Source organism: Pseudomonas sp. NY11955 (assembly GCF_048068035.1).
GTDB lineage: Bacteria > Pseudomonadota > Gammaproteobacteria > Pseudomonadales > Pseudomonadaceae > Aquipseudomonas.
Genome location: NZ_JBLUPS010000013.1, coordinates 128,839 through 152,261, shown reverse-complemented (window position 1 = coordinate 152,261; position 23,423 = coordinate 128,839). Strand labels below are relative to the sequence as shown.

Here is a 23,423-nt window from a genome sequence, read left to right as displayed (position 1 = left end):
TGCGAATGGGCTGCGTAGCAGCCCCCGCAATCTGCAATGCGGATTAAATGCCTTTAGGTCTGCTGCGCAGCCCATTCGCAGCACAAGGCTGCTCCTACAGGGGATCGCGCAATTCAGGCCTTCAGTCTCCCCGGTACTGCCCCGGCGTTACCCCCACATAGGCCTTGAACACCCGCTGGAAATGGCTCTGGTCGGCAAACCCAAGCTGGTAGGCCACCTCGGCCAGCGCCACCCCCTCACCCAACAGCCGGCGCCCGCGATTGACCCGGGCATTGAGCAGGTAGGCATGGGGCGTAAGCCCGGTAGCCGCACGAAACGCGCGGATCAGTTGATAGCGCCCAAGCCCGGCCTCCCGTGCCAGTACCTCCAAGCTCAATTGTGCCGGGTCCAGGTGTTCGATGTGGGTGAGCAACCCGCTCAACGTGGCAGCTTCCAAGGCGGGAGCCACTGTCAGCGGCGGGTGCACGGAAAAATCCAGATCCCCCAGAAAGGCAATCAACGCCGTATCTTTCTCACTGTTGCTGGCGCTGGAAAACAGCACGCTGTTCAGCGCGCAGAACTGCCGATACACCTGCGGATCCCGGCAGACACGCGCCGGCTCGCCGGCCCCGGCGCCGCCCAGCCCTGATTCCCGGCGCAACTGCGTCAGCCAGTCGGCATCCACATGCAGCATCTGGTAGCTCCAGGCCTGCCCAGGCTCGGGGTTGCAGGCATGTACACGTTGGGCCGGGACCAGTACCAACGTGCCGGGTGTCAGGCGTTCTTGCCCACCGGCAGCCCCGCTGAAATGGCTTTGACCCGCATCCACCGCACCGATGGAGAACGTCGGGTGGCTGTGGGCTTTGTAGCAGGCCCGGCTATGGCAGGCGCGGCGGCTTTCGACATGCGCCAGGGCCGGGTCGCGCCACAGGACGGTGTGGGAACGGGGCATAGCAGGCTCCTCGGGATTGCCGGCAGGTTAACAGCTGCCGCGTACCCGTACAGTTTTTATCGCTGGCTGTAACTTGACCGCAAGGCCCGGCACACGCCGAAATAGACACCTGTTGTCAGAGGAAAACAAGAATGGACCTTTCAAGCCTGCTGCTCTTTATCCCCGCCTGCTTCGCCCTGAACATGGCGCCAGGGCCGAACAACCTGCTGTCGCTTCACAACGCCAGCCGTTACGGCCTGCGCACCGCCTGCGTGGCCGGTGGCGGGCGCATCCTCGCCTTCAGCGGCATGATTGCCCTGGCCGCCATGGGGCTGGCGGTGGTGCTGCATACCAGCGAATACCTGTTCCTGGCCATCAAGGTGGTGGGCGCGGCCTACCTGTTCTACATCGCCTGGCAATTGTGGCGCGCACCGGTGGGCGAGGCTGTGGTGGCAACCGATCACCCACGCGGTACCTGGCGCCTGGCGCGCCAGGAGTTCTGGGTTGCGGCCGGCAACCCCAAAGCCATTCTGATCTTCACCGCCTTCCTGCCGCAGTTCGTCTCGGTCGGCAGCACCACGCCGGTGAGTGAGCAGTTCCTCTGGTTGGGCGTGCTGTTCCTGCTGCTGGAATGGGCGGCCATTGCCATTTACTCGGGCCTGGGCGCCTATATGCAGCGCTGGTTCAGCCAGCCCGGCCCACGCCGGCTGTTCAACCGGGTCAGTGCCTCTTTGCTGGGTTGCGCCGGCCTCGGTTTGCTGGCGGCGCGCCGCTAGAACTGCCAACGTACGCCCAGGTTCACGCCGCTGGCTTCCTGCTGGCGGCTGTCCAGGTTGGCGGTGTATTGCACGCCGCCATGCAGGCTCAGTGATTCGCTGACCTGCGCCACCACGCCGCTTTCCAGTTGCACCGAGGTATAGCGGTAGTCGGTCTTGATCTTGTCTACCCCATCGAAGGTCAAGGTGTCGCGGCCACCGTCGCCGTGCCACAGGTTGACCTGCGCAAAAGGCTGCAACAGGCGGCCGCTGCTGCCCGTGAACGTGCCTTCCAGGCGTAGGCCCAAGCGGCCAGTGAGTTCAACCTGGGCGTCGTGGCTGACACGCGAGACGCTGTCGCTGGCGCTATCGAGCGAGACCTTCTGCGCGATCAGCTGGGCTTGCGGCTCCACCGTCCAGCGCTCCGAAAGGGCGATGGGGTAGCCAGTTTCCAGCGAAGCGGTCCAGGCGTGGCCGTCGATGTTCAGCTTGTCGCCACGGTCGGAGCGCGCCCGGCCATTTAGGTGGGTGTACTGCAGCACCGCATCCAGGTATTCGCTTTGCGGCCCTACCAGCGTCCAGTAGGTGCCTACACTGTCGCCATCGAGTTTGAGGTCACCCACGCTGCGGTCCTGCACGGCCAGGGCGAAACCTTTGACGTCGGCGTCCAGGCGGCTGTGGCTGACGTAGATACCGACATGTTGGCGGTAACCGCTGTCACCACCCTTGGCATACAGGTCCTGGCCCACCTTGAAACCGTAAAGGTCGCCATCCAGGCTCGGGCTGACCGTGCCACTCCATTGCTGACGCAGGGTGCCGCCGTAAGCCTGGCCCCAGCTGGCGGGCAGGGCGCCCTCGGCGTTGAGCAACTGCTGGTCGCCCTGGCGCTGGTGGAAGGTGCCCAATGCCTGGCGGGCGATGATCGCAGCACCCCTTGGCGCTGCGGCGTATACCGGGACTTCTGGGCGATACAGCGGCACGCTTTCACCTGGCACGGGTGCGGGCAGGTCGATCTGGCCGGGCGCTGGCGCAGCGACCGGTGGGGTGACGGCTGGGGCGGCCACGGGTGGCTCGCCCGGCTGGGTTGGCTGAGTTGGCTGAGTTGGTTCGGTTGGTTCGGTTGGCTGGGTCGGCTCGCCAGGTTCTGGCACCGGTTCCGGTACAGTGACTGGGGCGGGTGGCGCGACCAGGGTGGAGCGTAAGTACCAGCTGTTTTCGCTGCCTGCCGTCACGCCCCCTTTGAACAGTCGGTAGTCATAGGCACCGGCCGAAAGCGTCTGGGTCTGCACGAAGGCGGTGGCTGTGCTGGTAGCGCCATCACGGGCTTCGACCACCTGGATGCCGTTCTGTACGGTCGATGCACCTGCGCCATTGAGGTTGTTGATGAGCAATCGGGTAGAACCGCCGATGGCCCCCCGGCTGACCACCAGGCGGTCGGAGGCTGCATCATCGCCTGCCAGCACGCTATTCAGGCGTAGGGTGCCGTTGTCGCCGGTGTAATTGCCCTGGACGGTCAGGCGGCCTTGTGCGTCGTTGCCACTGCTCAGGTCGATAGTGCCGGCGTTCACCACCGATGCCTTGTTCTCACCTTGAATACTGACAATGCTGCCCTGGCGGCTGATCAGAGAACTCGTTGCATCGATTTGCAAGGTGCCGGTGTCCGTGGCGGGGATCACGCGTGGCAGGGTGGCGCCCAAGTCGCCCAATTTCAGCGTGTCGTTAAGGGTCAGCTGGCTGCCTTGCTCTAGGGCGATGGACTCCCAGTTGGCGTACAACGCTCCTTTGCCGACCTGAGTCTGCTCGAACGTCAGCGTGTCGGTGCCCGTGCCGCCGTCCAGGGTAACTGTTGAGTTGCTGAGGTCAAGGGTGCGTACCGTGGCCGTGTCATTGCCGTTCTCCAAGATGACTCTTTTACCGATCTGGCCACCCGTCCAGGTAAACACATCGTCGTCGTTGCCAGTACGAATTTCGCCTTTGAGCGTGCCGCCGCTGATGGTGACCTTGTCAACGCCGCTGCTGGTACTGATATCACCGCCGATGGTGCCGCCAGTCATGATGATCGTGTCGTTGCCAAGCCCGCTGACCACGTTGCCGACAACGATGGTTTCGACCCCGAGATCCTGGGATATCTCAAGGAAGTTGTCAGCGAGTTTGAGGTCAATTCGGCCGATGCTGCCGCCTTTGAACGAAGCCGAGTCACCGTCTTCGAATGCGCCCGTGATGGTGCCCCCGGTCATGCTGAATGTGTCGAAGTCACCGCCCTGGTTCAACGACCCAAGCGTGCCGCCAGACATGCTGAATGTGTCTTGGCCATTGCCTTGCTGCAACGATTGAACCGATCCACCCGTGAGGGTGAAATCATCAGCGGCATTGGTCTGCACAAGAGCGCCCAGGTTTTCACCGGCTGAAACCGTCTGGGATTGGGGGTGAGCCAGCAAAGGCAGGGTCAGTAGGGGCAATGCGACAGGCAGCAGCAAGCGGTGGCATCGCATAGACAGGTCTCCGTGCCCATTGAAGGAGCCACAACCTGAAGCAACGCTTCGGCCCTGCCTGTTTTGTATGCAATGTACGGTGCCGGGGCAACTGGCAAAAATGCTAGGTACCCGTTGCGGTCAATCGCGGTAGAAGGTTTGCACCAGGTGGTAGCCGAACTTGCTCTTGATCGGACCGTGTACCACACGTAACGGCTTCTTGAAGATCACCTGGTCGATGGCGCCGACCATCTGCCCCGGGCGGATTTCGCCCAGGTCACCGCCACGCTTGCCCGAAGGGCAGATGGAGAACTTCTTCGCGAGCACATCGAAAGCCTCGCCATTGGCGATGCGCTGCTTGAGCTTTTCGGCTTCGTCAGCGGTCTTGACCAGGATGTGGCGGGCTTGGGCTTTCATGGGCTACCTGTGCATCGGGGAAAAAAGGACGGCATTATGCCTGCTCGCGTAACTCCACGCGATCACGAAACTGCTCCAGCGCCTCCGGGTTGGCCAGGGCGTCGGTGTTCTTCACCGGCAACCCATGCACCACATTGCGAATGGCCAGCTCCACCAGCTTGCCGCTGATGGTGCGCGGTATGTCGCTGACCTGGGCAATCACCGCCGGCACATGGCGGGGTGTGGTGTACTGGCGTATCACTTGGCGAATGTGCTGGCGCAGGGGTTCATCCAGTTGCAGGCCTTCGTGCAGGCGCACGAACAGCACCACCCGCACATCACCGTGCCAGTCCTGGCCGATGGCCACGCTTTCCACGACCTGTTCGACTTTTTCCACCTGGCGGTAGATTTCCGCCGTGCCAATGCGCACACCGCCAGGGTTGAGCACGGCATCGGAGCGACCGTGGATCACCATGCCCCCGCTGGCACGTTGTTCGGCATAGTCGCCCTGGGCCCACACCCCCGGAAACTGGCTGAAGTAGGTGTCGAGGTAACGGCTACCGTCCGGGTCATTCCAGAACCCCAGCGGCATCGAGGGAAAATTGTGCGAGCACACCAGTTCGCCTTTTTCGTCCACCACCGCATGGCCCTGCTGGTTCCACACCTGCACCGCCATACCCAGGCCCTTGCACTGGATTTCGCCACGGCGCACCGGCAGGGTCGGGTTGCCCAGCACGAAGCAGGAGACGATATCGGTGCCGCCAGACATGGACACCAGCCACAGGTCGGCCTTGATCTTGTCGTACACGTAGTCATAGCTATGTGGTGACAGCGGCGAGCCGGTGGACAGCAGCAGCCGCAGGCTGCTCAGGCGGTGGCTGGCGGCAGGTTCAAGGCCCGCCTGCTCCAGCGCTGCCAGGTACTTGGCGCTGGTGCCGAAGGCGTGGATGCGTTCGGCGTCGATCATGTCCAGCAGGCGCTCGGGGCCTGGGTGGAACGGTGAACCGTCGTACAGCACCAGCGTGGCCCCCACCGCCAGGCCGCTGGCCAGCCAGTTCCACATCATCCAGCCGCAGGTGGTGTAGTAGAACAGCACGTCATCGGCCTTCAGGTCATTGTGCAGACCGTGTTCCTTGAGGTGCTGCAACAGCACGCCACCGGCACGATGGACAATGCACTTGGGCACGCCGGTGGTACCGCTGGAGTAGAGGATGTACAGCGGGTGATCGAACGGCAGCGGGGTGAAGCGGGGTTCGCCGCCAGGCTGGAAGAAGTCATCCCACAGGCTGACATTGGCTGCTTGGAATTCGTCGGCGCGCGTGCCGCTGCGGGTATGGGGCACCACGATCAGCTGTTCCAAGCCAGGCAACTGAGCGCACACCTGGTTGACCTTGGCCACCTGGTCAATGGCCTTGCCGGCGTACTGGTAACCGGCGCAGGCAATCAGCAGCTTGGGTTCGATCTGGCCGAAGCGGTCGATGATGCCGTGTACACCAAACTCGGGCGAAGAGGTGGACCAGACCGCGCCAAGGCTGGTGCAGGCGAGCATGGCAACCAGGGTTTGCCAGGTGTTGGGCATGACGGCGGCTATTCGGTCGCCGGCGACGATACCGGCGGCCATGAACGCCTTTTGCAGCCCGGCGACCTGTGCGGCCAGTTCAGCATGGGTGAACATTTCGCGTTGGCCATCTTCACGCACGGCGACCACGGCCGGGCGGTCGTCGCGGCGGCGCAGCAGGTGTTCGGCGAAGTTCAGGGTGGCATTGGCGAACCACTGTGCGTCAGGCATCTGAGGCCCTTCGCTGAGCACTTGGCTCGGCGGGGTATGCCAGCGCACGTGAAAATACTCGGCAAGGGTCTGCCAGAAAGCGGGCCGCTGCTCGATGCTCCAGCGGTGCAGCGCCTCGTAGTCGTTGAGTTGCAGGTTGTAGCGCAGGTTGACCCGGCGGCGGAACGCATCCATCCGGCTGGCCTCGATCCGCGCCGTGGAGGGGCGCCAGAGCACATCGTTCATGCCGAACCTCCTCGACCGCAAGGATGCTATTTGCATGTAGGAGCAGCCTTGTGCTGCGAAGAGGCCGTGAAAACCACGAACAATCTCAAGGCTTACCGGTCCTTTCGCAGCACAAGGCTGCTCCTACAGCGAAAGCGGGCGACTTATTCTACTTTAGCCTTTTGCACGTCCTGCGACGCCGACCACACGCGGTAGCGTACTTCGACATCCTTGGGCACATACACCACCACCGGCAGCTTGCTGTTGTAGCGCAGCAGGAAGCCGTCACCGACCACCGGTACGAAGGCTTCGGTCTTCTTGCCATCCGGGCAGGCCATCAGCGTACTGGCCGGGCCGCTGACTTTGTCCAGGCGGTAGTAGTTGTAGCCCCAGCCATCCAGGGTGCGTTCTTCCAGGCTGCCGCCCAGGCGCTGGCGATTGCAGTCGACCTTCAGCGTTTTGCCGGCGAGGATTTCCAGTTTATAGGCCGACTCATCGGCCTGGGCTGGCAAGTGGATGACCTGCCGGGTGAAGCCTTTTTCCGCTTCAGGGTAAGGGGCGACGTCCTTCAGGCTGGCAGCCAGCGCAGGCGCGGCGGCAGCCAGACTCAGGGCCAGAATCGCGGACTTTGGGGTTGGGCGCATAGGGCCTCCTTGCAGATAAACGAATGCGAGACCCGCACCAGGTCCAGGCCGCCCGTCACTGGGCCAACCAGCCACCATCGACGTTCCAGGCGGCGCCGCGAACCTGGCTTGCGGCCTCGCTGCACAAGAATAGTACCAGTTCACCCAAGTGCTCGGGGGTAACGAAGGCCAGCGACGGCTGCTTTTCTGCCAATAGATCGTGCTGTGCTTGCAGTGGATCGCCACCGTTGGCGGCACGATCGTCGATCTGCTTTTGCACCAGCGGCGTCAGTACCCAGCCTGGGCAGATGGCGTTGCAGGTGACATTGCTGGTGGCGGTTTCAAGGCCCACCACTTTGGTCAGGCCGACTACACCATGCTTGGCCGCCACGTAGGCGGCCTTGCCGGTCGAACCGACCAGGCCATGCACCGAAGCAATATTGATGATGCGCCCCCAGTTGCGCGTGCGCATGCCCGGCAGCGCCAGGCGCGTGCCATGAAATACGGCCGACAGGTTGAGGGCGATGATCTTGTCCCAGCTCTCCAGCGGGAACTGTTCCACCGGCGCCACATGCTGGATGCCGGCGTTGTTGACCAAAATGTCGACGCCGCCGAATTCGCGCTCCGCCAGGTTGAACAAAGCCTCGATCTGGGCCACGTTCGACAGGTCGGCCGGGTGATGGACCACCTTCACCCCATGCCGGGCAATGTCGGCCATGGCCGGTGCCGGGTCGCCAAAGCCGTTGAGCACGATGTTGGCGCCAGCCCGGGCCAATACCTGGGCGATGCCCAGGCCGATGCCGCTGGTGGAACCGGTGACGAGTGCAGTCTTGCCATTGAGGGTCATGCAAAGCTCCTTAGACGATGCCGGTGGCGTAGAACGTGGCGATGACCACGAACACCGCCAGGGTCTTGATCAGGGTAATACCAAAAATGTCCTTGTAGGCCTCGCGGTGGGTCAGGCCAGTGACTGCCAGCAAGGTGATCACCGCGCCGTTGTGCGGCAGGGTGTCCATGCCGCCGCTGGCCATGGCGGCCACCCGGTGCAGCACTTCGAGCGGGATGTTGGCGGCATGGGCGGCGGCGACGAACGTGTCGCCCATGGCCGCCAGGGCGATGCTCATGCCTCCCGATGCAGAACCGGTGATGCCGGCCAGCAAGGTCACGGTGATGGCTTCATTGACCAACGGGTTGGGGATGCCGCGCAGGGCATCGGCCAGTACCAGAAAGCCTGGCAGCGAGGCGATCACTGCGCCAAAACCGTATTCCGAAGCGGTGTTCATGGCTGCCAGCAAGGCACCGCCCACCGCGCTTTTGGTGCCTTCGGCCAGGCGTGTGCGGATGGCGCCAAAGGCGCACACCAGCACCATCAGGATGCCCACCAGCAACGCTGCCTGCACGGCCCAGATGGCGGTGAGCTTGGCCACGTCGCTGTGTACCGGCGCGCTCATGCCTGGCAGTTGCAGGCTGTGGCTGGGGCCGTACCACTGGGGGATCCAGTGGGTGAACAGCAGGTTCATCACCCCCACCAGTATCAGCGGCGACAGGGCCAGCCAAGGGTTGGGGAGGGTCAGGTCGGCAGCGGTTTCCGGCTCGTTGCGCAAGTTGGTGCCATAACCTTCACCGGCGCGCTGGGCCTTGTTGCGCTGGCGCTGCAGGTAGGCCATGCCGGTAAAGAACACGAACAGTGTGCCGATCAGGCCCAGCCACGGTGCAGCCCAGGCGGTGGTGTTGAAGAAGGTGCTGGGGATGATGTTCTGGATCTGCGGGGTGCCGGGCAGGGCGTCCATGGTGAAGGAGAAGGCGCCCAGGGCGATGGTGGCCGGGATCAAGCGTTTGGGGATGCGGCTTTGGCGGAACATTTCGGCGGCGAACGGGTACACCGCGAACACCACCACGAACAGCGAGACGCCGCCATAGGTGAGCAGGGCGCAAACCAGCACGATCACCAGCATCGCCTGGCGCGTGCCGAGCAGGCGGATGGCCGCAGCGACGATCGAACGGGAAAAGCCGGACAGTTCGATCAGCTTGCCGAACACCGCACCCAGCAGGAATACCGGGAAGTACAGTTTGATGAAACCGACCATTTTCTCCATGAACACCCCGGTGAACGCAGGGGCCACGGCGGACGGGTCGGTGAGCAGGACGGCGCCGAGGGCGGCGATGGGGGCGAAGAGGATTACGCTGTAACCGCGGTAGGCAGCCAGCATCAGCAGGGCCAAAGCGGCGAGGGCGATGAGCACGGTCATCGGGGTGGGTCTCCTGGGTGAGTCTTGTTTTTATCGGTTTGCAGGAGATAGCGGGAATCGTGCCAATCAGTAAGTTTATGATTTTAAAGGGTTATTTTCTTATGATGTACATCGATGTCTTGGTTTTGAGACTGTAGGGGCTGCTTTGCAGCCCATTGCAGGCAGGCCAGCTCCTACAGGACTAGGCCATCTCATTTATCTCAAATTAGAAACAAAAGTCTCCGTTTAGAGATTGAGCGCGACCATTTTTTTGTACAAGGTCGACCGCCCCAGCCCCAGCGCTACCGCAGCTGCCGGCACATTTCCGTCATGCTCGGCCAACGCCCCGGTAATCAGTTTGCGCTCGAACGCTTCGTACGCCTCACGGTACGTCTGCCGCACTGGCGCCTCGGCCACTGGGCTCAACGGCCCCAACGCCGCCCGCAGGTCTGCCACCCCCAACCGCGGCTGGTCCGTCAGCAATGTCGCGCGTTCCAGCACATTGCGCAGTTCGCGAATGTTCCCCGGCCACGCATGCATCGCCAGCAGCTGCTGCGCGTCTGCCTCCAACTCGTACTGGCTTCCCAGTTCACCCAATATGGCCTCGCACAGCGCGGGCAGGTCCTCCAGCCGTTGCCGCAACGGCGGCACATCGATCGGCAACACGTTCAGCCGGTAATACAGGTCGGCGCGGAACGCCCCACGGGCCATGGCGGCCTGCAGGTCGATGGAGGTGGCGGCGATGATGCGTATGTCACTGCGCAGCATCTGGTTCGAGCCTACCGGCTCGTATTCCTTTTCCTGCAGCACCCGCAACAGCTTGCTCTGTAGGGCCAGCGGCATGTCGCCGATCTCGTCGAGGAACAGCGTACCGCCTTCGGCCAGCTGCAGCTTGCCGCTGCGGCCTTTGCGGTCAGCACCGGTAAAAGCACCCGGGGCGGTGCCGAAGAACTCGGCTTCCAGCAGGTTTTCAGGGATTGCCGCGCTGTTGATGCTGACAAAGGCTTTGTGCGCCCGCGCTGACGCCGCGTGAATGGCGTGGGCCAGCAGCTCCTTGCCGGTGCCGGTTTCGCCCAGCAGCAACACCGGCGAATCACTGCCCGCGCCACGCCGGGCGCGGCGTTTGGCCTCCAGGCAGGCGGCGCTGCTGCCAACGAACTGGGCGAAGCTGTACTTGGCCTGACGAGCGCGCAGTTGCGAGCGGGTCGAGGCCAGTTCCTGCTGCATGCTGGAGTAGCGTTTGAGCAGCGGCGAAAGGCTGCGCAGTTCATCGAATAGGGCAAAGCCGATGGCGCCGATCAGCGTGCCCTGGTCATCATGAATGGGCAGGCGCATGACCACCAGCGGCTCGTTCGGCGTGTCGAGCATATCCAGCAGAATCGGCCGCCCATTGCCCACCACCTCGCGCATCAGGCTGCCGGGGATCACCGCTTCGCACGGCTGGCCGATGGCACTGGCGGCGTCGGCCAAACCAAAGCGCCGGGCGTACCGCTCGTTCATCCAGACGATGCGTGCCTGGCGGTCGACGATCACCGTGCCTTCGCTGGACTGCTCGATGATCTCGAACAGCGAACGGATCGCCAGTTGCCGTACCTGGGGGTAGTCCTTGAGGCTGTCGCTGTCGTGCATGGGTAAACATCCTGAAAAGTCATCCTCGGGGATCGAACGCCTCCCGCAAGGCATCCCCGATAAACACCAGCAGCGACAAGATCACCGCCAGCGCGAAGAACGCGGTAAAGCCAAGCCATGGCGCCTCCAGGTGCTGCTTGCCCTGGGTCACCAGTTCGCCCAGCGAAGCGCTGCCTGCCGGCATGCCAAAGCCAAGAAAGTCCAGTGCGGTGAGTGTGGTAATCGCCCCGGTCAGCATGAACGGCACATAGGTCAATGTGGCATTCATGGCATTGGGCAGGATATGCCGCAGCATCACCTGGCTGTCCGGCAACCCCAACGCCCGGGCGGCCTTTACATACTCCAGGTTGCGCCCACGCAGAAACTCGGCGCGCACCACGTCGACCAGGGTCAACCAGGAGAACAACGCCATGATCCCCAGCAGCCACCAGAAATCCGGTTCGACAAAACCACTGAGGATGATCAGCAGGTACAACACTGGCAACCCCGACCACACCTCCAGCAAACGCTGGCCAAGCAGGTCGACCCAGCCGCCGTGGTAGCCCTGCAGGGCACCGGCCACCAGGCCGATCAGCACGCTGACCACGGTCAGGGCGAAGGCAAACAGCAGCGATACCCGCGTGCCGTACAGCACGCGCGCCAGCACGTCACGGCCCTGGTCGTCGGTGCCTAACCAGTTGCTGGCACTGGGCGGGCTGGGGGTGGGCACCTGCAGGTCGTAGTTGGGGGTATCGGCGCTGAACGGGATAGGTGCGAACAGCATCCAGCCGCCCTGGTCCGCTATCAGCTGCCGCACATAGGCACTGCGGTAATCGGGCTGAAATGGCAGTTGCCCGCCGAACTGCTGCTCGGTATAGCGTTTGAGCGCCGGTACGTACAATTGGCCCTTGTAGCTCAGCAGCAGCGGCTTGTCGTTGGCCACCAGCTCAGCCCCCAGGCTGAGCAGCAGCAGGCCGGCAAACAACCACAGTGACACCCAACCGAGGCGGTTGCGGCGAAAGCGTTGCAGGCGTCGGCGCGATACGGGCGAGAGCATCAGTGCGCCCTCGTGTCGAAGTCGATGCGCGGGTCGAGCAGGGTGTACGACAGGTCGCCGATCAGGCGAATCAGCAGGCCTGCCAGGGTGAAGATGAACAGCGTACCGAACACCACCGGGTAATCCCGCGACACGGCCGCCTCGTAACTCATGCGGCCCAGGCCATCAAGCGAGAAGATCACTTCGATCAGCAACGAGCCGGCGAAGAATACGCTGATCAGCGCCTGTGGCAGCCCGGCCACCACCAGCAGCATGGCGTTGCGCAACACATGCCCATACAGCACACGGCGCTCGCTCAGGCCCTTGGCACGGGCTGTCACCACGTACTGGCGGGAAATTTCGTCGAGGAAGGCGTTCTTGGTCAGCAGCGTCAGGGTGGCGAAACCGCCGATCACCAGGGCGCCGACCGGCAGCACCAAGTGCCAGAAATAGTCGGCCACCTTGCCCAGCAGGCTGAGCTCGTCGAAATTGTCCGAGACCAGGCCGCGCACCGGGAACCAGTTGAGCGAGGTGCCGCCGGCGAACAGCACGATCAGCAGCAGGGCGAACAGGAACGAGGGCAGGGCGTAGCCGATGACGATCAGCGCGCTGCTCCAGACATCGAAGCGGCTGCCGTGGCGCACCGCCTTGCGAATACCCAGCGGGATCGACACCAGGTAGGTGATCAGCGTGGCCCAAAAGCCCAGCGACAGGGTGACCGGCAGCTTGTCCAGGATCAGGTCGGTAACCTTGGCGCCGCGAAAGAAGCTGTTGCCGAAGTCCAGCCGGGCATACTGGCCGAGCATCAACCACAAGCGCTCAGGGGCGGTTTTGTCGAAACCGTATTGGCGCTTGATCTCTTCGATCAGTTTTGGGTCCAGGCCCCGGGTGGCCCGGGATTCGCCGTGGACAACTTCAGCCCGCGCGCCGGGGGCGCCGCCACCAAGGCCTTGCAGGCGCGCCACGGCCTGTTCCACCGGGCCACCCGGCGCGGCCTGGACGATGGCGAAATTGACCAACAGGATCGCCAGCAGCGTTGGGACGATCAACAGCAAGCGGCGCAGGAGGTAGGTGGTCATGGTGAGGACTTCTGGCGTTCGGCCATCTGTGCGTTGGTCAGTGGGCTGGGGCTGATCTCCCACCAGGTGTCCAAGCCTTCATCATAGGCCGCCTGCACCTTGGGCAGGCCGAAGCGGTTCCACCAGGCGGTGGAGCTGCCCGGCGGATAGTAGTTGGGGATCCAGTAGTAGTTCCATTGCAGTACCCGGTCCAGCGCATGGGCGTGGTGCAGCATGTCGGCCTGGCTGTTGGCGCGCACCAGGCCGTCGATCAGCTGGTCCACGGCGGGGTCCTGCAACACCATCAAGTTGTTCGAGCCGGGGTCGTGGGCCGCAGCCGAGCCAAAGTAGTTGTATAGCTCGGCGCCCGGCGACAGGGTGACCGGGTAGCCGGTCACGATCATGTCGTAGTCGCGCGCCATCAGCCGGTTGACGTACTGGGCCGAATCGACGTTGCGGATGTTCAGGGTGACGCCAATCTGGGCCAGGTTGCGCTTCCACGGCAGCAGCAGGCGCTCCATGCCCGACTGGCCATTGAGGAAAGTAAACGCCAACGGTGTGCCCTGGCTGTTCACCAGGCGGTCGCCTTCAGGGTGCCAGCCGGCCTTTTCAAGCAGGGCCAGGGCCTGCAACTGCTGTTGGCGGATAATCCCCGAACCATCGGTGACCGGGGCGGTGAACACGGCGCTGAAGACTTCGTCTGGCACCTTGCCGCGCAGCGGTTCAAGCAGCTTCAACTCACCGGCATCGGGTAGCTTGCGGGCAGCCAGCGGGGTGTTGGAGAACACGCTTTGTTGGCGGATGTACATATTGCGCATCATCTGCCGGTTGCTCCACTCGTAGTCCCACAACATGCCCAGCGCCTGGCGCACACGGCGGTTCTTGAACTGCGGCTGGTCGAGATTGAACACGAAGCCTTGGGCCACCTGCGGCTTGGCCGGGCCCAGATGGGCGCGTTGCAGGCGGCCGTCGTCCAGTTGCGCGCCGTTGTAGCCCAGGGTGTAGGCGGTGGCGGAAAACTCGCGGTTGTAGTCGTAGCCACCGCCTTTGAGCACTTGGCGCGCCACTTCGGTATCGCCGAAGTACTCGATGCGCAGCTTGTCGAAATTGTAGCGGCCACGGCTGGCCGGCAGGTCACGCGCCCACCAGGCAGGGTCGCGCTCGAAGGTGATGCTGCGGCCGTTGTCGATGCGCCCGATGCGGTACGGCCCGCTGCCGACAGGTTTGTCGAAGCCGGCACCGTTGGTGAAGTCGCGCTGTTGCCAATCGTGTTCGGGCAACACCGGCAGGCTGGCGAGGTCCAGCGCCAGGGTGCGGCCGTGCTCGGGCTTGAAGTCGAAGCGCACGCTGTGCGGGCTTTCCACGGTCACGCCGGTCACGTCGGCGAACTGGGTGCGGTACTTGAGGCTGCCCTTGCTCATCAGCAACTCGAAGGTGAAGCGGACGTCTTCGGCGCGCACCCGCTTGCCATCGGCGAAGGTGGCGCGCGGGTCGATGTCGAAGCGCAGCCAGGCATCCTCGGGGCCCCGCTCCATGCGCCGGGCGATCAGGCCATACACGGTATAGGGTTCGTCGAAAGAGCGCACAGCCAGTGGCGCGTAGAGCAAGCCATCGACTTCGCTGACGCCGATGCCTTTGTCGATGTAGGGGAGGAGGTGGTCGAACTGGCCAATCTCGATGGCCGAACGGCGCAGGATACCGCCCTTGGGGGCATTGGGGTTGACGTAGTCGAAATGCTGGAAGTTGGCAGTGTAGCGCGGGGCTTCACCGTAGACGGTGAGGGCGTGGGTTGGGGCGGCCAGTGTGTTGAAGGCAAGACAAAGCAAGAGCAGGCAACCCAAGCCTTGTGGGAGCGGGCCAGCCCGCGAATGCGTCAGACCAGGCAATCGGGTTGCCTGATCCGGCCTATTCGCGGGCATGCCCGCTCCCACAGGGATTTTCATCGGCTGCGATGACTTAGTCCTGGCGGCTGGTCACTTCCAGCAGGTGGTAGCCGAACTGGGTTTTCACCGGGCCTTGCACGGTGTTGATCGGGGCGCTGAACACCACGGTGTCGAATTCCTTGACCATCTGGCCTGGGCCGAACGAGCCCAGGTCACCGCCCTGGCGGCTGGACGGGCAGGTAGAGTTGGCTTTGGCGACTTCAGCGAAATCGGCGCCTGCTTCGATCTGGGCTTTCAGTTCGTTGCATTTGTCTTCGCTGCTGACCAGGATGTGGCGGGCTGTTGCACGGGCCATGGGTACTGCTCCTTGGGGTAAAAAGGCAAGCCTAGCGCACTTGCCCGGGGTATGTCTTGCCAGCCTTACGACCTTCGGCTCACAGTTTTTGTGCCGCTTCGCGCAACAGGGTTTCAGTCGACGCCCAGCCCAGGCAGCCGTCGGTAATCGACACGCCGTATTTCAGTGCGCCCTTGCCCAGTGCCTGGCAGCCATCGAACAAGTGCCCCTCGATCATCACGCCGACCAGCGAACGGTCGCCGGCCAGGCGCTGCTCCAGCACATCATTGAAGACGGCCGGCTGGCGCGCCGGGTCCTTGCCGCTGTTGGCGTGGCTGCAATCGACCATGATCCGTGCCTGCAACCCGGCTTTGGCCAACGCCTGGCGGGCCATGGCGATGCTGTTGGCGTCGAAGTTCGGGCCCTTGTGGCCGCCACGCAGTACCAGGTGCGTGTCCGGGTTGCCCAAGGTTTCGATGATTGCCGGGTGGCCCTGCGCATCCATGCCGAAGTGGCGGTGCGGGTGGGCAGCGCTGCGCATGGCATCGCTGGCGATGGCGATACCGCCGTCGGTGCCGTTCTTGAAGCCGACCGGCAATTCCAGGCCGCTGACCATTTCGCGGTGGATTTGCGATTCGGTGGTGCGTGCGCCAATCGCGGCCCAGGCCAGCAAGTCATCGAAGTAGCCGGCGGCCATCGGTTGCAACAACTCGGTGGCGATCGGCAGGCCGCGTTCGATCATGCTCAGCATCAGCCCACGGGACAAGGCGATGCCCGAGTGCATGTCGTCGCTGCCATCGAGGTGCGGGTCGTAGGCCAGGCCTTTCCAGCCCACGGTGGTACGCGGCTTTTCGACGTAGGCGCGCATCACCAGCAGCAGCTTGTCGTCGACGTCGCGGCTGAGGGCGGCCAGGCGGTCGGCGTATTCCAGGGCCGAGCGTGGGTCGTGGATCGAGCACGGGCCGACGATGACCAGCAAGCGCTGATCGCGGCCTTCGAGGATGTTGCGGATAGCCTGGCGGTGGGCCTGGACTTGCAGGGCCAGTTCGCTGGGCAGTGGCATCTGCTGTTTGAGCAGGTGCGGGCTGGGCAGGCGTTTGCTGACGGTGCTGTTGGCCGCTTGCGGCTGGGTCAGGGGCAGGGCGAGGTTGGAAGCTTGCATGGCGTTTTTCCCTGGGCGGACGGCGGGTTCAAGCCCGCGTGGTCGGCCCTATCGAGGTGTTCGACAGATCGTTGAATTCGTATTGGCTGCTGCATTGCCACCTGTAGAAGACCGGTCGGAGGCGGCAGGCTGGCCCGAACGGGATTGGCTAAATCGCCAGGCATAGGTGTTTGCGTAGTAATAAGTGGCGTAGTTCATGAATCTGTCCTCAATGTGAATCGGTGTTGTTCAAAGGCCTGAAAAGCAAAACCCCCGGTCGGGGAGCCGACCGGGGGTTTGAGTATTCTCATGTTCGGCGGCCCCTCGAAGGTGGGCGCCGTGTGGGTACCGGCGCCTAGTGGCTAAACCAATACCCAAAGTAATAGTTGGCAGGTGCCACGCAGCCGGCAACGGCCAGCACAGGGCGCAGGTTGCGACCGGTGTGGTTGGCGTGGTTGCGGGTGTGTTTCGGCATGTTGCTCTCCAGTGAATGAGCCCGAGCTTACTTCAGTTCGACCGGGCCATTCAATGGATAAATGCTATGGGGTCGATGATTTGTTTTTGTACTGGCTGGTTCAATGGCCGTAGCGCCCGACCAGGGTTTGCGCCCCTAGTGCATGGCCTTGCAGCAGTTGCAGCAGGCCGTTGCGGTCCAGCTCCTTGGGCAAGGTACCTAACGGCAGGTCGGTGGCGATCAGGGTCAATGCGTAGTGGTGCGGGTTATCGCCGGCGGGTGGGCAGGGGCCACGGTAGCTGGAGGTGCCCCGCGAGTTGCGGCCAACGGTCACGTATTGCCCGCTCAGCCCTGCCGAGCCTTCCTTGAGCCCATCCTGTTCGGGGTCGATGTTGTAGGCGAGCCAGTGCACCACGCCAACCCCCTTGCCGCCATCCGGGTCGAACATGATCAGGGCCAGCGATTGCGTGCCTGGGGGCAGGTTGTCCCAGCTCAGCTGCGGGGTACGCTCCTCGCCGGCCCCGCAGGCCGGGTCCAGGCCAACCTGCTGCAGCGCGATCACGCCGCCATCGGTGAACGACGAGGAGCTGATCGACAGCGCGCCTTGGTTGCTGCTGTTGGCCAAGGCTGCGCAGGGCAGCAGGGCGGCGAGCAGCCAGGGCTTGAGGTTCATGGTAACTCCTTGGCCGGGCTTTGCAGCGCAGTGTAGCCCAGGGGTGCTTCAGTAGCTGTCCTGGTCCTCGGCGGTGCCACCGGTGTGCCCGGCGCCTGAGCCGGTGGCTTCGCCGGTGCTGTTGGAGCCGCCGCTGGCGCCGTCGGCGGCATCGGTATTGCTGCCGGTGTCGCTGCTGTCGTTGCTTTTGCCGCTGCCGGGGCTATTGACGCTGCTGTCTTCACCGGCGGTCTTGCCGCCAGTCTGGTCGGTTTGCGGGTGGCTGTCGGTGTTGGTATCGGTGGCGGCGAAGGTGGTGCCGGCGAGGCTGCTCAAGGCGAGCGCCAGGCACAGGGAGAGTGGGCGAATGCGGATCATGGAACGTCTCCTTTGCGGATGATCTGTCATTCGTTTGGCTTAGGGCGAAAGGAGGCGTGCCGTCCGGGCGACGGGTGGTCATTGCACCACTGTGGGAGCGGGCGTGCCTGCGAACACCGGCGAAGCCGGTGCCAGACAACGTGTTGCCTGCTTCGCGGGCACGCCCGCTCCCACAGAGGACCAGCGATTGACTCAGATGGGTTCTGAGCGTTGCGTCGGGCTTTCAACTGGCTCCAGCGGCGGATGCTCCTGCGCCGCATGCATCAGGTCTTCCGTCACGCGCAGTTCGGCGCCGGTTGGCGAGAAGGTGGTCGAAGCCGTGAACGGCGCCGGGTGCTCCGCAGCCGGGCGCTTGCCGCGGCGCCACATGAAGAAGCACACCATGCCCAGGTTGACCACGGCAAAGGCCCAGAACAACCCGGCCTCGCCAAACTCGGTCATCATCGGCGACATGGCGACCGGCGCCATGGCCGAACCCAGCGAGTTGATCAGCAGCAAGCCCTGAATCATCGGTACCAGTGCATCGGACGGCGCCCGGTCAGCCGCATGGCTGACCGCCACCGGGTACAAGGTGAACACGCCGCCACCCAGCAGGAACAGCATGGCCGGCAGCAGGAACGAGTCAGACGGCAGGAACACCGTGATCAGCGACAGCACCACGCACAGCGCGGCCAGGGCGATCAGCACATCCTGGCGGTCCTTGCGGTCGGACCAGCGGCCCACCGGGTATTGCAGCAACATGGCACCGAGGATCACCCAGGCCATCATGTTGCCGACCTCACCCACCTCCAGGCCGATACGCTGCAGGTACAGCGGCAGCAGCGCATAGATGCCGGCAATGGCCACCCCGGAACCGAAACAGCCCACCAGGCCCGACGGCGCCACACCCAACAACTGGCGGGGTTTGAGCGGCTCTACCTGGTCCAGCAGCGGCGATACACGCGGCAGGATAACGATGGGCAGGACCGACAGGGCAGCCAGCACGCCAGCCAGCATGAAGGGTGCGGTGTCGCCCAGCTGGGTAATTTCGCCAAGGCCCGCCTGGGCGATCACCCCGGCACCGTAGAAGGCGATCATGTAAAGCGCCAGCAGGCGGCCACGGATCTTCGCGTCTCCGGCCAGCAGCAGCCAGCTTTCGATCACCAGGAACACGCCGACCGCCGCCCAGCCGTTGATCAGGCGCAGCACCGACCACCAGGTGACGTCGTAGAACAGCCCTTGCAGCAGGATGGTCACGGCGATCAGCGAGGCGAAGCTGGTGTAGGCGCGGATGTGGCCGATGCGCAGGATCAGCCGGTCGTTGAAGATGGCACCGAGGGTCAGGCCGATGAAGTAGGTCGACGAGACGATACCAATGGTGGTGGCTGATTCACCGGCAGCGCCCAGGCGCAGGGTGGTCAGGGAAGACATGAAGCCGTTGCCCAGGGCGATGATGAACAGCCCGAGCAGGGGCGCCAGCGCCATGGCCAGCAAACGCGGAGACATACGTACCTCTAGTTGGATGAGCGGAATGAGCGCCTTCTCGGACGCGCACACCGGCTCGACCCGGCAAGGGGCGAGTGGCGACACGGATGCGACCTGGGCAAGACTCAACCGCTGGGCCCCATGAGGAATGGGCCGGGCGGGGAGGGTTGAGCCTATTTCACATGTGCGTCCATGTGTTCAGGCGCTGACTCTGTCATTGCTGCCGGTTGCCACCGTTCAAGGCGACGGGCGAAAAGGAAGCGGGATTCTACGGGCTTGGAAGCGTTTGCCCAAGGGGCATCGGTGTGCGACGAGACGCCGCAGTCTCGGCGCGACATGAAAGTGTCTTTTACAGACATTTTCGATGGCTGATCTGGTTTGTGTAGGAGCAGCCTTGTGCTGCGAAGAGGCCGTTAACGCCACAGACAGTTTGACCGGTTACAGGCCCTTTCGCAGCACAAGGCTGCTCCTACAGGGGCGTGTTCGCGCCTGGGAAAATGTGCAGACTGCTGCATAATGCTGAACCTACACCAAGGAAGGCCCTGAATGTTCGCGTCGCTGTTCGCAGTCCTGGCACCGGTATTCATCGTCGCCGGCATCGGCTATGCCTGGGCCCGCAAGGGCCTGGACTACCCGACCGAGTTCATCGCCCGGGTGGTGATGACCGTCGGCACACCGTCATTGGTGCTCTCCACCCTCAGCCGCACCGAGCTGGACCCCAGCGCCTTCACCAGCATGGCCCTGGCCTGTCTGTTGTGTACCCTGGGCATGGCCCTGGCCGGGTTGCTGGTGTGCCGCGCTTCGGGCATGCACTGGCGGGTGCTGCTGCCGGCGTTCATGTTCCCCAACACGGGCAACATGGGGCTGCCGATCAGCCTGTACGCCTTTGGCGAGCATGGCCTGGCACTGGCGGTGGCGTTCTTTCTCACCTTGTCGATCGTGCAGTTCACCCTTGGCATGGCCATTTCCGGCACCGCCGCTTCGTTCAAGGCATTGCTGCACAACCCTATCGTGATCAGCCTGGCCGGTGCCATGCCGATCATATTTCTGGATTTCGAGTTGCCGCGCTGGCTGGCCAACACCGCAGACTTACTGGGTGGCATGACCATTCCGTTGATGCTGCTGACCCTCGGGATATCGCTGGCCAGCATTCGCCTGCGCCATGTCGGCAGTGGCATGCTGCTGGGTGGTTTGCGCATTGGCCTGGGGGCCGGGGTGGGCTGGGCGGTGGGCGCAGCGCTGGGGATGGACAGCCTGGAGCGTGCGGTGTTGGTGGTGCAGTCGGCGATGCCGGTGGCCGTGTTCAACTACCTGATGGCGGTACGGGCCAACCGTGAGCCGGAGCAGGTGGCAAACTTGGTGATGTGCTCGACGGTGCTGTCGTTTGCCTGGTTGCCGGTGGTGCTGGCCTGGTGGATGTAGGGCAGTGGTAATGACATCCATCTGTTCCGGCCCTTTCGCAGCGCAAGGCTGCTCCTACAGGCGGCGCCGTACCTGCAGGAGCAGCGTGTGCTGCGAAGGGCTCAGAAATCTACACTGGCCGACAATCGCAGTACTCGCGGCGTACCCTGGGTCAAGTAGTTGTTCGAGGTCGACGCCGATGCCCAGTACGCCTTGTTCGCCACGTTCTCCACATTGGCGCGCAATGTCACCTGCTTGTCATCGACCTTGAAGCGATAGCGCCCGCCCAGGTCCACCCGGGTCCAGGCCGGGATGCTCAGGCTGTTGGCCGCGTTCACGTACTGGCCACCGGTGCGCAGCAGCCGGGCATTGAGCGCGGCACCCTGAATACCAGGCACGTCCCAGTCGGCACCCAGGTTGAACTGAAAGCGTGGCACGCCGGCGGCGCGGTTGCCGTCGTTGTTGCCATAGGCCGTATGCTTTTGCTCGGTGTGCATGAACACCGCGCCTGACAGCAGGCGCAGGCCGTCTACCGGTTCACCGAACAGGTTCAGCTCCACACCTTTGTTGACCTGCTCGCCGTCCATGCTGAACGTGTCCAGCGCAGCGCCTGGGGCGCGGTAGGTGACGCTGTTGGGCTGCTCGATGCGGTACACCCCCAGCGTGGCGCCGAAGCTGTTCCAGTCCAGTTTCACCCCGGCCTCGATTTGCTTGCTGCGTTTGGGCGGGAACACCTCGTTGGCATTGCTGACACTCGACGGTGCCGTCGGGCCCTGGGCCAGGCCCTCGATGCGGTTGGCGTAGAACGACACATGCTCCCAAGGCTTGATCACAAGGCCATACACCGGCGTGGTGATCGACTCGTCGTAAGGCGTGTTGCGTACACCCGTGGCGGTCGCCCAGCTGTCGACGCTGATCGATTGCCGGCGTACACCCACGGTCAACAGCACACGGTCATCAAGAAAGCCCAGGGTGTCGGACAACGCGACGCTCTTGTTGCGGTTTTTGCCGACGATGCGTGGGTCGTGCAGGTCGCTGCCGAAGTAGGTATCGGTTGGGCGAGGAACCCTCACCGGGTTGTACAGGTTGCTGTCGTAGCGCTTGCTGGCGGCCAACGCCTCGTAGGCCGAGCGCTGTTCGCCCCACATGCCCGACAGGCCGAAATTGACCCGATGGCTGACCGGGCCGGTGGCAAAGCGGCCATTGAGCCCGGCGACGGCGCTTTTGTTGTCCTCGTCGTGGGGCGAATAGAGAAAACCGCCGCGCGCGGTGCCGTTCTCGTCGCTGACGTACAGCGAGGAGTATTCGCCATTCTCGCGGGTATGCTTGGCGCCGGCACCGGCATACAGCATCCAGTCGTCGTTCAGGTCGTACTCGGCGTTGAGCATGCCGTAGGTGTCTTCCAGCTGCGACCAGGTCCAGGCCTGCGAATAATTGTCACGCGCCGAGGGCGCATGGGGCACTTTGCTGCCGGTGGGGTAGATCACCGCGCGGCCCTGGTTGATGCGCTCTTTCTGGTAACCCAGGTCGGTGGACAGGCGCAGCCTTTCACCACGGTAATCCAGCGCTACGGCGACCAGGGTGGAGTGCTGGGCCTCGTCGTCGACGCCGGTGCCGCCATCATGTTGGGCCAGGTTGAGGCGAGCGCCGAAACGGTTGTCTTCACCAAAACGCTTGCCCAGGTCGAGGTGGCCGCCAACGTTGTCGCCAGTGGCATAGTCGAGGGTGACATGCCGCGTGGGGGTATCTTCGGCGCGCTTGGGCACCAGGTTGATTGCACCCCCAATGCCGCTGCCCTGGGGCGCAACCCCATTGAGGAAGGCACTGGAGCCCTTGAACACCTCGACCCTTTCCAACGCCTCGGTGGTCACGATCTGCCGCGGCAGTACGCCGTACAGGCCGTTGTAGCTGATGTCGTCGGTGTTCAGCGGCAAGCCGCGGATGGTAAAGACCTGAGAAAAGTTGCCAAAGCCCGCCGACTGGCGCACCGACGCGTCATTGAGCAACACGTCACCCAGCGTCCGAGCCTGCTGGTCGGCGATGGCCTTGGCGGTGTAGCTGGTGACGCTGAACGGCACATCGCTGATGGCCTGGTCGCCGAGCACGCCCAGACGGGCGCTACGGGCGACCTGGCCGCCTTGCCAGGTGTCGCTGCTGGCGGCCAGGTCGCTGTTGATGGTGGTCGCGCCCAGTTCCAGAGCATTGCCCAGCTCCACTGTTGGTGCCAGGGTGTAGCCGCCGCTGTCGGTAGTGATCAGGCTGAAACCGCTGCCGGCCAGCAGGCGGGTGAAGCCTTCCGGGATACTGTAGCTGCCCTCCAGGCCCTGGCTTTGCACGCCCTTGAGCAAAGCGGGGTCGAACGACAACGGTACCCCGGCGCTGGCGGCGAAGCGCGCCAGTACATCGGCCAATGGGCCGGCAGCCAGGTGGTAGGTGCGCGGGGTGGTGTCGGCGGCCATCGCCGTGGGGGCCAGGGCGGCCATGACGATGGCAAGGCCCAGGGCCTTGAAAGGCAAACGGTACGGCTGGCGGGGCGTCATGCGAGGGTCCTGTGGGTGCGGAAAATGAAGGTTCTGCACTCATCACCGGACGACGCAGGAAAAGGTATCACTCAATTTTCGCGGCCCTTGCAGGCGGG

At 63.7% G+C, this 23,423-nt stretch carries 19 protein-coding genes; 2 read left to right on the top strand and 17 right to left on the bottom strand.

All coding sequences use genetic code 11. The annotated features are described in order from the left end of the window. Positions 1-121: 121 nt before the first annotated feature. Positions 122-931, bottom strand: coding sequence for an AraC family transcriptional regulator (locus ACNFBR_RS22460; protein WP_416736831.1), 810 nt, complete (start codon positions 929-931; stop codon positions 122-124). Between the two features lie 131 nt (positions 932-1,062). Here ACNFBR_RS22460 and ACNFBR_RS22455 point away from each other — a divergent pair, with 131 nt between their 5' ends. Beyond that, positions 1,063-1,686 carry a LysE family translocator gene (locus ACNFBR_RS22455; RefSeq protein ID WP_416736830.1) on the top strand — a complete coding sequence of 208 codons (624 nt, stop codon included), beginning with the start codon at positions 1,063-1,065 and terminating at the stop codon, positions 1,684-1,686. Here the strand turns inward: ACNFBR_RS22455 and ACNFBR_RS22450 are convergent. The 15 genes from ACNFBR_RS22450 to ACNFBR_RS22380 form a co-directional block, all read right to left on the bottom strand. After that, the gene (locus ACNFBR_RS22450) at positions 1,683-4,157 is read right to left on the bottom strand and encodes an autotransporter outer membrane beta-barrel domain-containing protein (protein WP_416736829.1); all 2,475 of its coding nucleotides are present in this window, start codon (positions 4,155-4,157) and stop codon (positions 1,683-1,685) included. The genes ACNFBR_RS22455 and ACNFBR_RS22450 overlap by 4 nt on opposite strands. A 120-nt stretch (positions 4,158-4,277) precedes the next feature. Further along, positions 4,278-4,553 carry a peptidylprolyl isomerase gene (locus tag ACNFBR_RS22445; RefSeq protein WP_016715601.1) on the bottom strand — a complete coding sequence of 92 codons (276 nt, stop codon included), beginning with the start codon at positions 4,551-4,553 and terminating at the stop codon, positions 4,278-4,280. A 34-nt stretch (positions 4,554-4,587) separates the two neighbouring features. Then, on the bottom strand, positions 4,588-6,546 hold the full coding sequence (locus ACNFBR_RS22440; protein ID WP_416736828.1) for an acetoacetate--CoA ligase: 1,959 nt from the start codon (positions 6,544-6,546) through the stop codon (positions 4,588-4,590). Positions 6,547-6,689: 143 nt separating this feature from the next. Continuing rightward, positions 6,690-7,169, bottom strand: coding sequence for a serine protease inhibitor ecotin (eco, locus tag ACNFBR_RS22435; RefSeq protein WP_416736827.1), 480 nt, complete (start codon positions 7,167-7,169; stop codon positions 6,690-6,692). A 55-nt stretch (positions 7,170-7,224) separates the two neighbouring features. After that, positions 7,225-7,995 carry a 3-hydroxybutyrate dehydrogenase gene (hbdH, locus tag ACNFBR_RS22430; protein ID WP_416736826.1) on the bottom strand — a complete coding sequence of 257 codons (771 nt, stop codon included), beginning with the start codon at positions 7,993-7,995 and terminating at the stop codon, positions 7,225-7,227. Between the two features lie 10 nt (positions 7,996-8,005). Beyond that, positions 8,006-9,397 carry a GntP family permease gene (locus ACNFBR_RS22425; protein ID WP_416736825.1) on the bottom strand — a complete coding sequence of 464 codons (1,392 nt, stop codon included), beginning with the start codon at positions 9,395-9,397 and terminating at the stop codon, positions 8,006-8,008. Between the two features lie 225 nt (positions 9,398-9,622). After that, positions 9,623-11,005, bottom strand: coding sequence for a sigma-54 interaction domain-containing protein (locus ACNFBR_RS22420; RefSeq protein ID WP_416736824.1), 1,383 nt, complete (start codon positions 11,003-11,005; stop codon positions 9,623-9,625). A gap of 19 nt (positions 11,006-11,024) precedes the next feature. Then, positions 11,025-12,041, bottom strand: coding sequence for an ABC transporter permease (locus tag ACNFBR_RS22415; RefSeq protein WP_416736823.1), 1,017 nt, complete (start codon positions 12,039-12,041; stop codon positions 11,025-11,027). Then, positions 12,041-13,099: a microcin C ABC transporter permease YejB gene (locus tag ACNFBR_RS22410; RefSeq protein ID WP_416736822.1), complete on the bottom strand. Its 1,059-nt coding sequence runs from the start codon at positions 13,097-13,099 to the stop codon at positions 12,041-12,043. Before ACNFBR_RS22410 ends, ACNFBR_RS22415 begins: the two co-directional genes overlap by 1 nt. Then, a complete protein-coding gene (locus tag ACNFBR_RS22405; protein ID WP_416736821.1) occupies positions 13,096-15,021 on the bottom strand; it encodes an extracellular solute-binding protein in 1,926 nt (641 codons plus the stop codon). Before ACNFBR_RS22405 ends, ACNFBR_RS22410 begins: the two co-directional genes overlap by 4 nt. A 13-nt stretch (positions 15,022-15,034) precedes the next feature. Further along, complete coding sequence (locus ACNFBR_RS22400) at positions 15,035-15,316, bottom strand: peptidylprolyl isomerase (protein ID WP_416736820.1); 282 nt, start codon at positions 15,314-15,316, stop codon at positions 15,035-15,037. Positions 15,317-15,395: 79 nt separating this feature from the next. Then, positions 15,396-16,457, bottom strand: coding sequence for a 3-deoxy-7-phosphoheptulonate synthase (locus tag ACNFBR_RS22395; protein WP_416736819.1), 1,062 nt, complete (start codon positions 16,455-16,457; stop codon positions 15,396-15,398). Positions 16,458-17,011: 554 nt separating this feature from the next. After that, positions 17,012-17,563, bottom strand: coding sequence for a YbhB/YbcL family Raf kinase inhibitor-like protein (locus tag ACNFBR_RS22390; protein ID WP_416736818.1), 552 nt, complete (start codon positions 17,561-17,563; stop codon positions 17,012-17,014). Positions 17,564-17,611: 48 nt separating this feature from the next. Then, positions 17,612-17,920 (bottom strand): hypothetical protein, encoded by a 309-nt coding sequence (locus tag ACNFBR_RS22385; protein WP_416736817.1) that lies wholly within the window; start codon positions 17,918-17,920, stop codon positions 17,612-17,614. A 192-nt stretch (positions 17,921-18,112) separates the two neighbouring features. Then, the gene (locus ACNFBR_RS22380; RefSeq protein ID WP_416736816.1) at positions 18,113-19,405 is read right to left on the bottom strand and encodes an MFS transporter; all 1,293 of its coding nucleotides are present in this window, start codon (positions 19,403-19,405) and stop codon (positions 18,113-18,115) included. Between the two features lie 525 nt (positions 19,406-19,930). On the opposite strand from ACNFBR_RS22380, the gene ACNFBR_RS22375 reads away from it, so the two are divergent. After that, positions 19,931-20,806 (top strand): AEC family transporter, encoded by an 876-nt coding sequence (locus ACNFBR_RS22375; protein WP_416736815.1) that lies wholly within the window; start codon positions 19,931-19,933, stop codon positions 20,804-20,806. A gap of 101 nt (positions 20,807-20,907) precedes the next feature. On the opposite strand, the gene ACNFBR_RS22370 is transcribed toward ACNFBR_RS22375, so the two are convergent. Next, positions 20,908-23,325: a TonB-dependent siderophore receptor gene (locus ACNFBR_RS22370; protein WP_416736814.1), complete on the bottom strand. Its 2,418-nt coding sequence runs from the start codon at positions 23,323-23,325 to the stop codon at positions 20,908-20,910. Positions 23,326-23,423: the final 98 nt, after the last annotated feature.

Excerpts from the sequence above, each read along its gene's own strand:
- ACNFBR_RS22460 (WP_416736831.1), bottom strand. The coding sequence starts at position 931 with ATGCCCCGTTCCCACACCGTCCTGTGGCGCGACCCGGCCCTGGCGCAT.
- ACNFBR_RS22455 (WP_416736830.1), top strand. The coding sequence starts at position 1,063 with ATGGACCTTTCAAGCCTGCTGCTCTTTATCCCCGCCTGCTTCGCCCTG.
- ACNFBR_RS22450 (WP_416736829.1), bottom strand. The coding sequence starts at position 4,157 with ATGCGATGCCACCGCTTGCTGCTGCCTGTCGCATTGCCCCTACTGACC.
- ACNFBR_RS22445 (WP_016715601.1), bottom strand. The coding sequence starts at position 4,553 with ATGAAAGCCCAAGCCCGCCACATCCTGGTCAAGACCGCTGACGAAGCC.
- ACNFBR_RS22440 (WP_416736828.1), bottom strand. The coding sequence starts at position 6,546 with ATGAACGATGTGCTCTGGCGCCCCTCCACGGCGCGGATCGAGGCCAGC.
- eco (WP_416736827.1), bottom strand. The coding sequence starts at position 7,169 with ATGCGCCCAACCCCAAAGTCCGCGATTCTGGCCCTGAGTCTGGCTGCC.
- hbdH (WP_416736826.1), bottom strand. The coding sequence starts at position 7,995 with ATGACCCTCAATGGCAAGACTGCACTCGTCACCGGTTCCACCAGCGGC.
- ACNFBR_RS22425 (WP_416736825.1), bottom strand. The coding sequence starts at position 9,397 with ATGACCGTGCTCATCGCCCTCGCCGCTTTGGCCCTGCTGATGCTGGCT.
- ACNFBR_RS22420 (WP_416736824.1), bottom strand. The coding sequence starts at position 11,005 with ATGCACGACAGCGACAGCCTCAAGGACTACCCCCAGGTACGGCAACTG.
- ACNFBR_RS22415 (WP_416736823.1), bottom strand. The coding sequence starts at position 12,041 with ATGCTCTCGCCCGTATCGCGCCGACGCCTGCAACGCTTTCGCCGCAAC.
- ACNFBR_RS22410 (WP_416736822.1), bottom strand. The coding sequence starts at position 13,099 with ATGACCACCTACCTCCTGCGCCGCTTGCTGTTGATCGTCCCAACGCTG.
- ACNFBR_RS22405 (WP_416736821.1), bottom strand. The coding sequence starts at position 15,021 with ATGAAAATCCCTGTGGGAGCGGGCATGCCCGCGAATAGGCCGGATCAG.
- ACNFBR_RS22400 (WP_416736820.1), bottom strand. The coding sequence starts at position 15,316 with ATGGCCCGTGCAACAGCCCGCCACATCCTGGTCAGCAGCGAAGACAAA.
- ACNFBR_RS22395 (WP_416736819.1), bottom strand. The coding sequence starts at position 16,457 with ATGCAAGCTTCCAACCTCGCCCTGCCCCTGACCCAGCCGCAAGCGGCC.
- ACNFBR_RS22390 (WP_416736818.1), bottom strand. The coding sequence starts at position 17,563 with ATGAACCTCAAGCCCTGGCTGCTCGCCGCCCTGCTGCCCTGCGCAGCC.
- ACNFBR_RS22385 (WP_416736817.1), bottom strand. The coding sequence starts at position 17,920 with ATGATCCGCATTCGCCCACTCTCCCTGTGCCTGGCGCTCGCCTTGAGC.
- ACNFBR_RS22380 (WP_416736816.1), bottom strand. The coding sequence starts at position 19,405 with ATGTCTCCGCGTTTGCTGGCCATGGCGCTGGCGCCCCTGCTCGGGCTG.
- ACNFBR_RS22375 (WP_416736815.1), top strand. The coding sequence starts at position 19,931 with ATGTTCGCGTCGCTGTTCGCAGTCCTGGCACCGGTATTCATCGTCGCC.
- ACNFBR_RS22370 (WP_416736814.1), bottom strand. The coding sequence starts at position 23,325 with ATGACGCCCCGCCAGCCGTACCGTTTGCCTTTCAAGGCCCTGGGCCTT.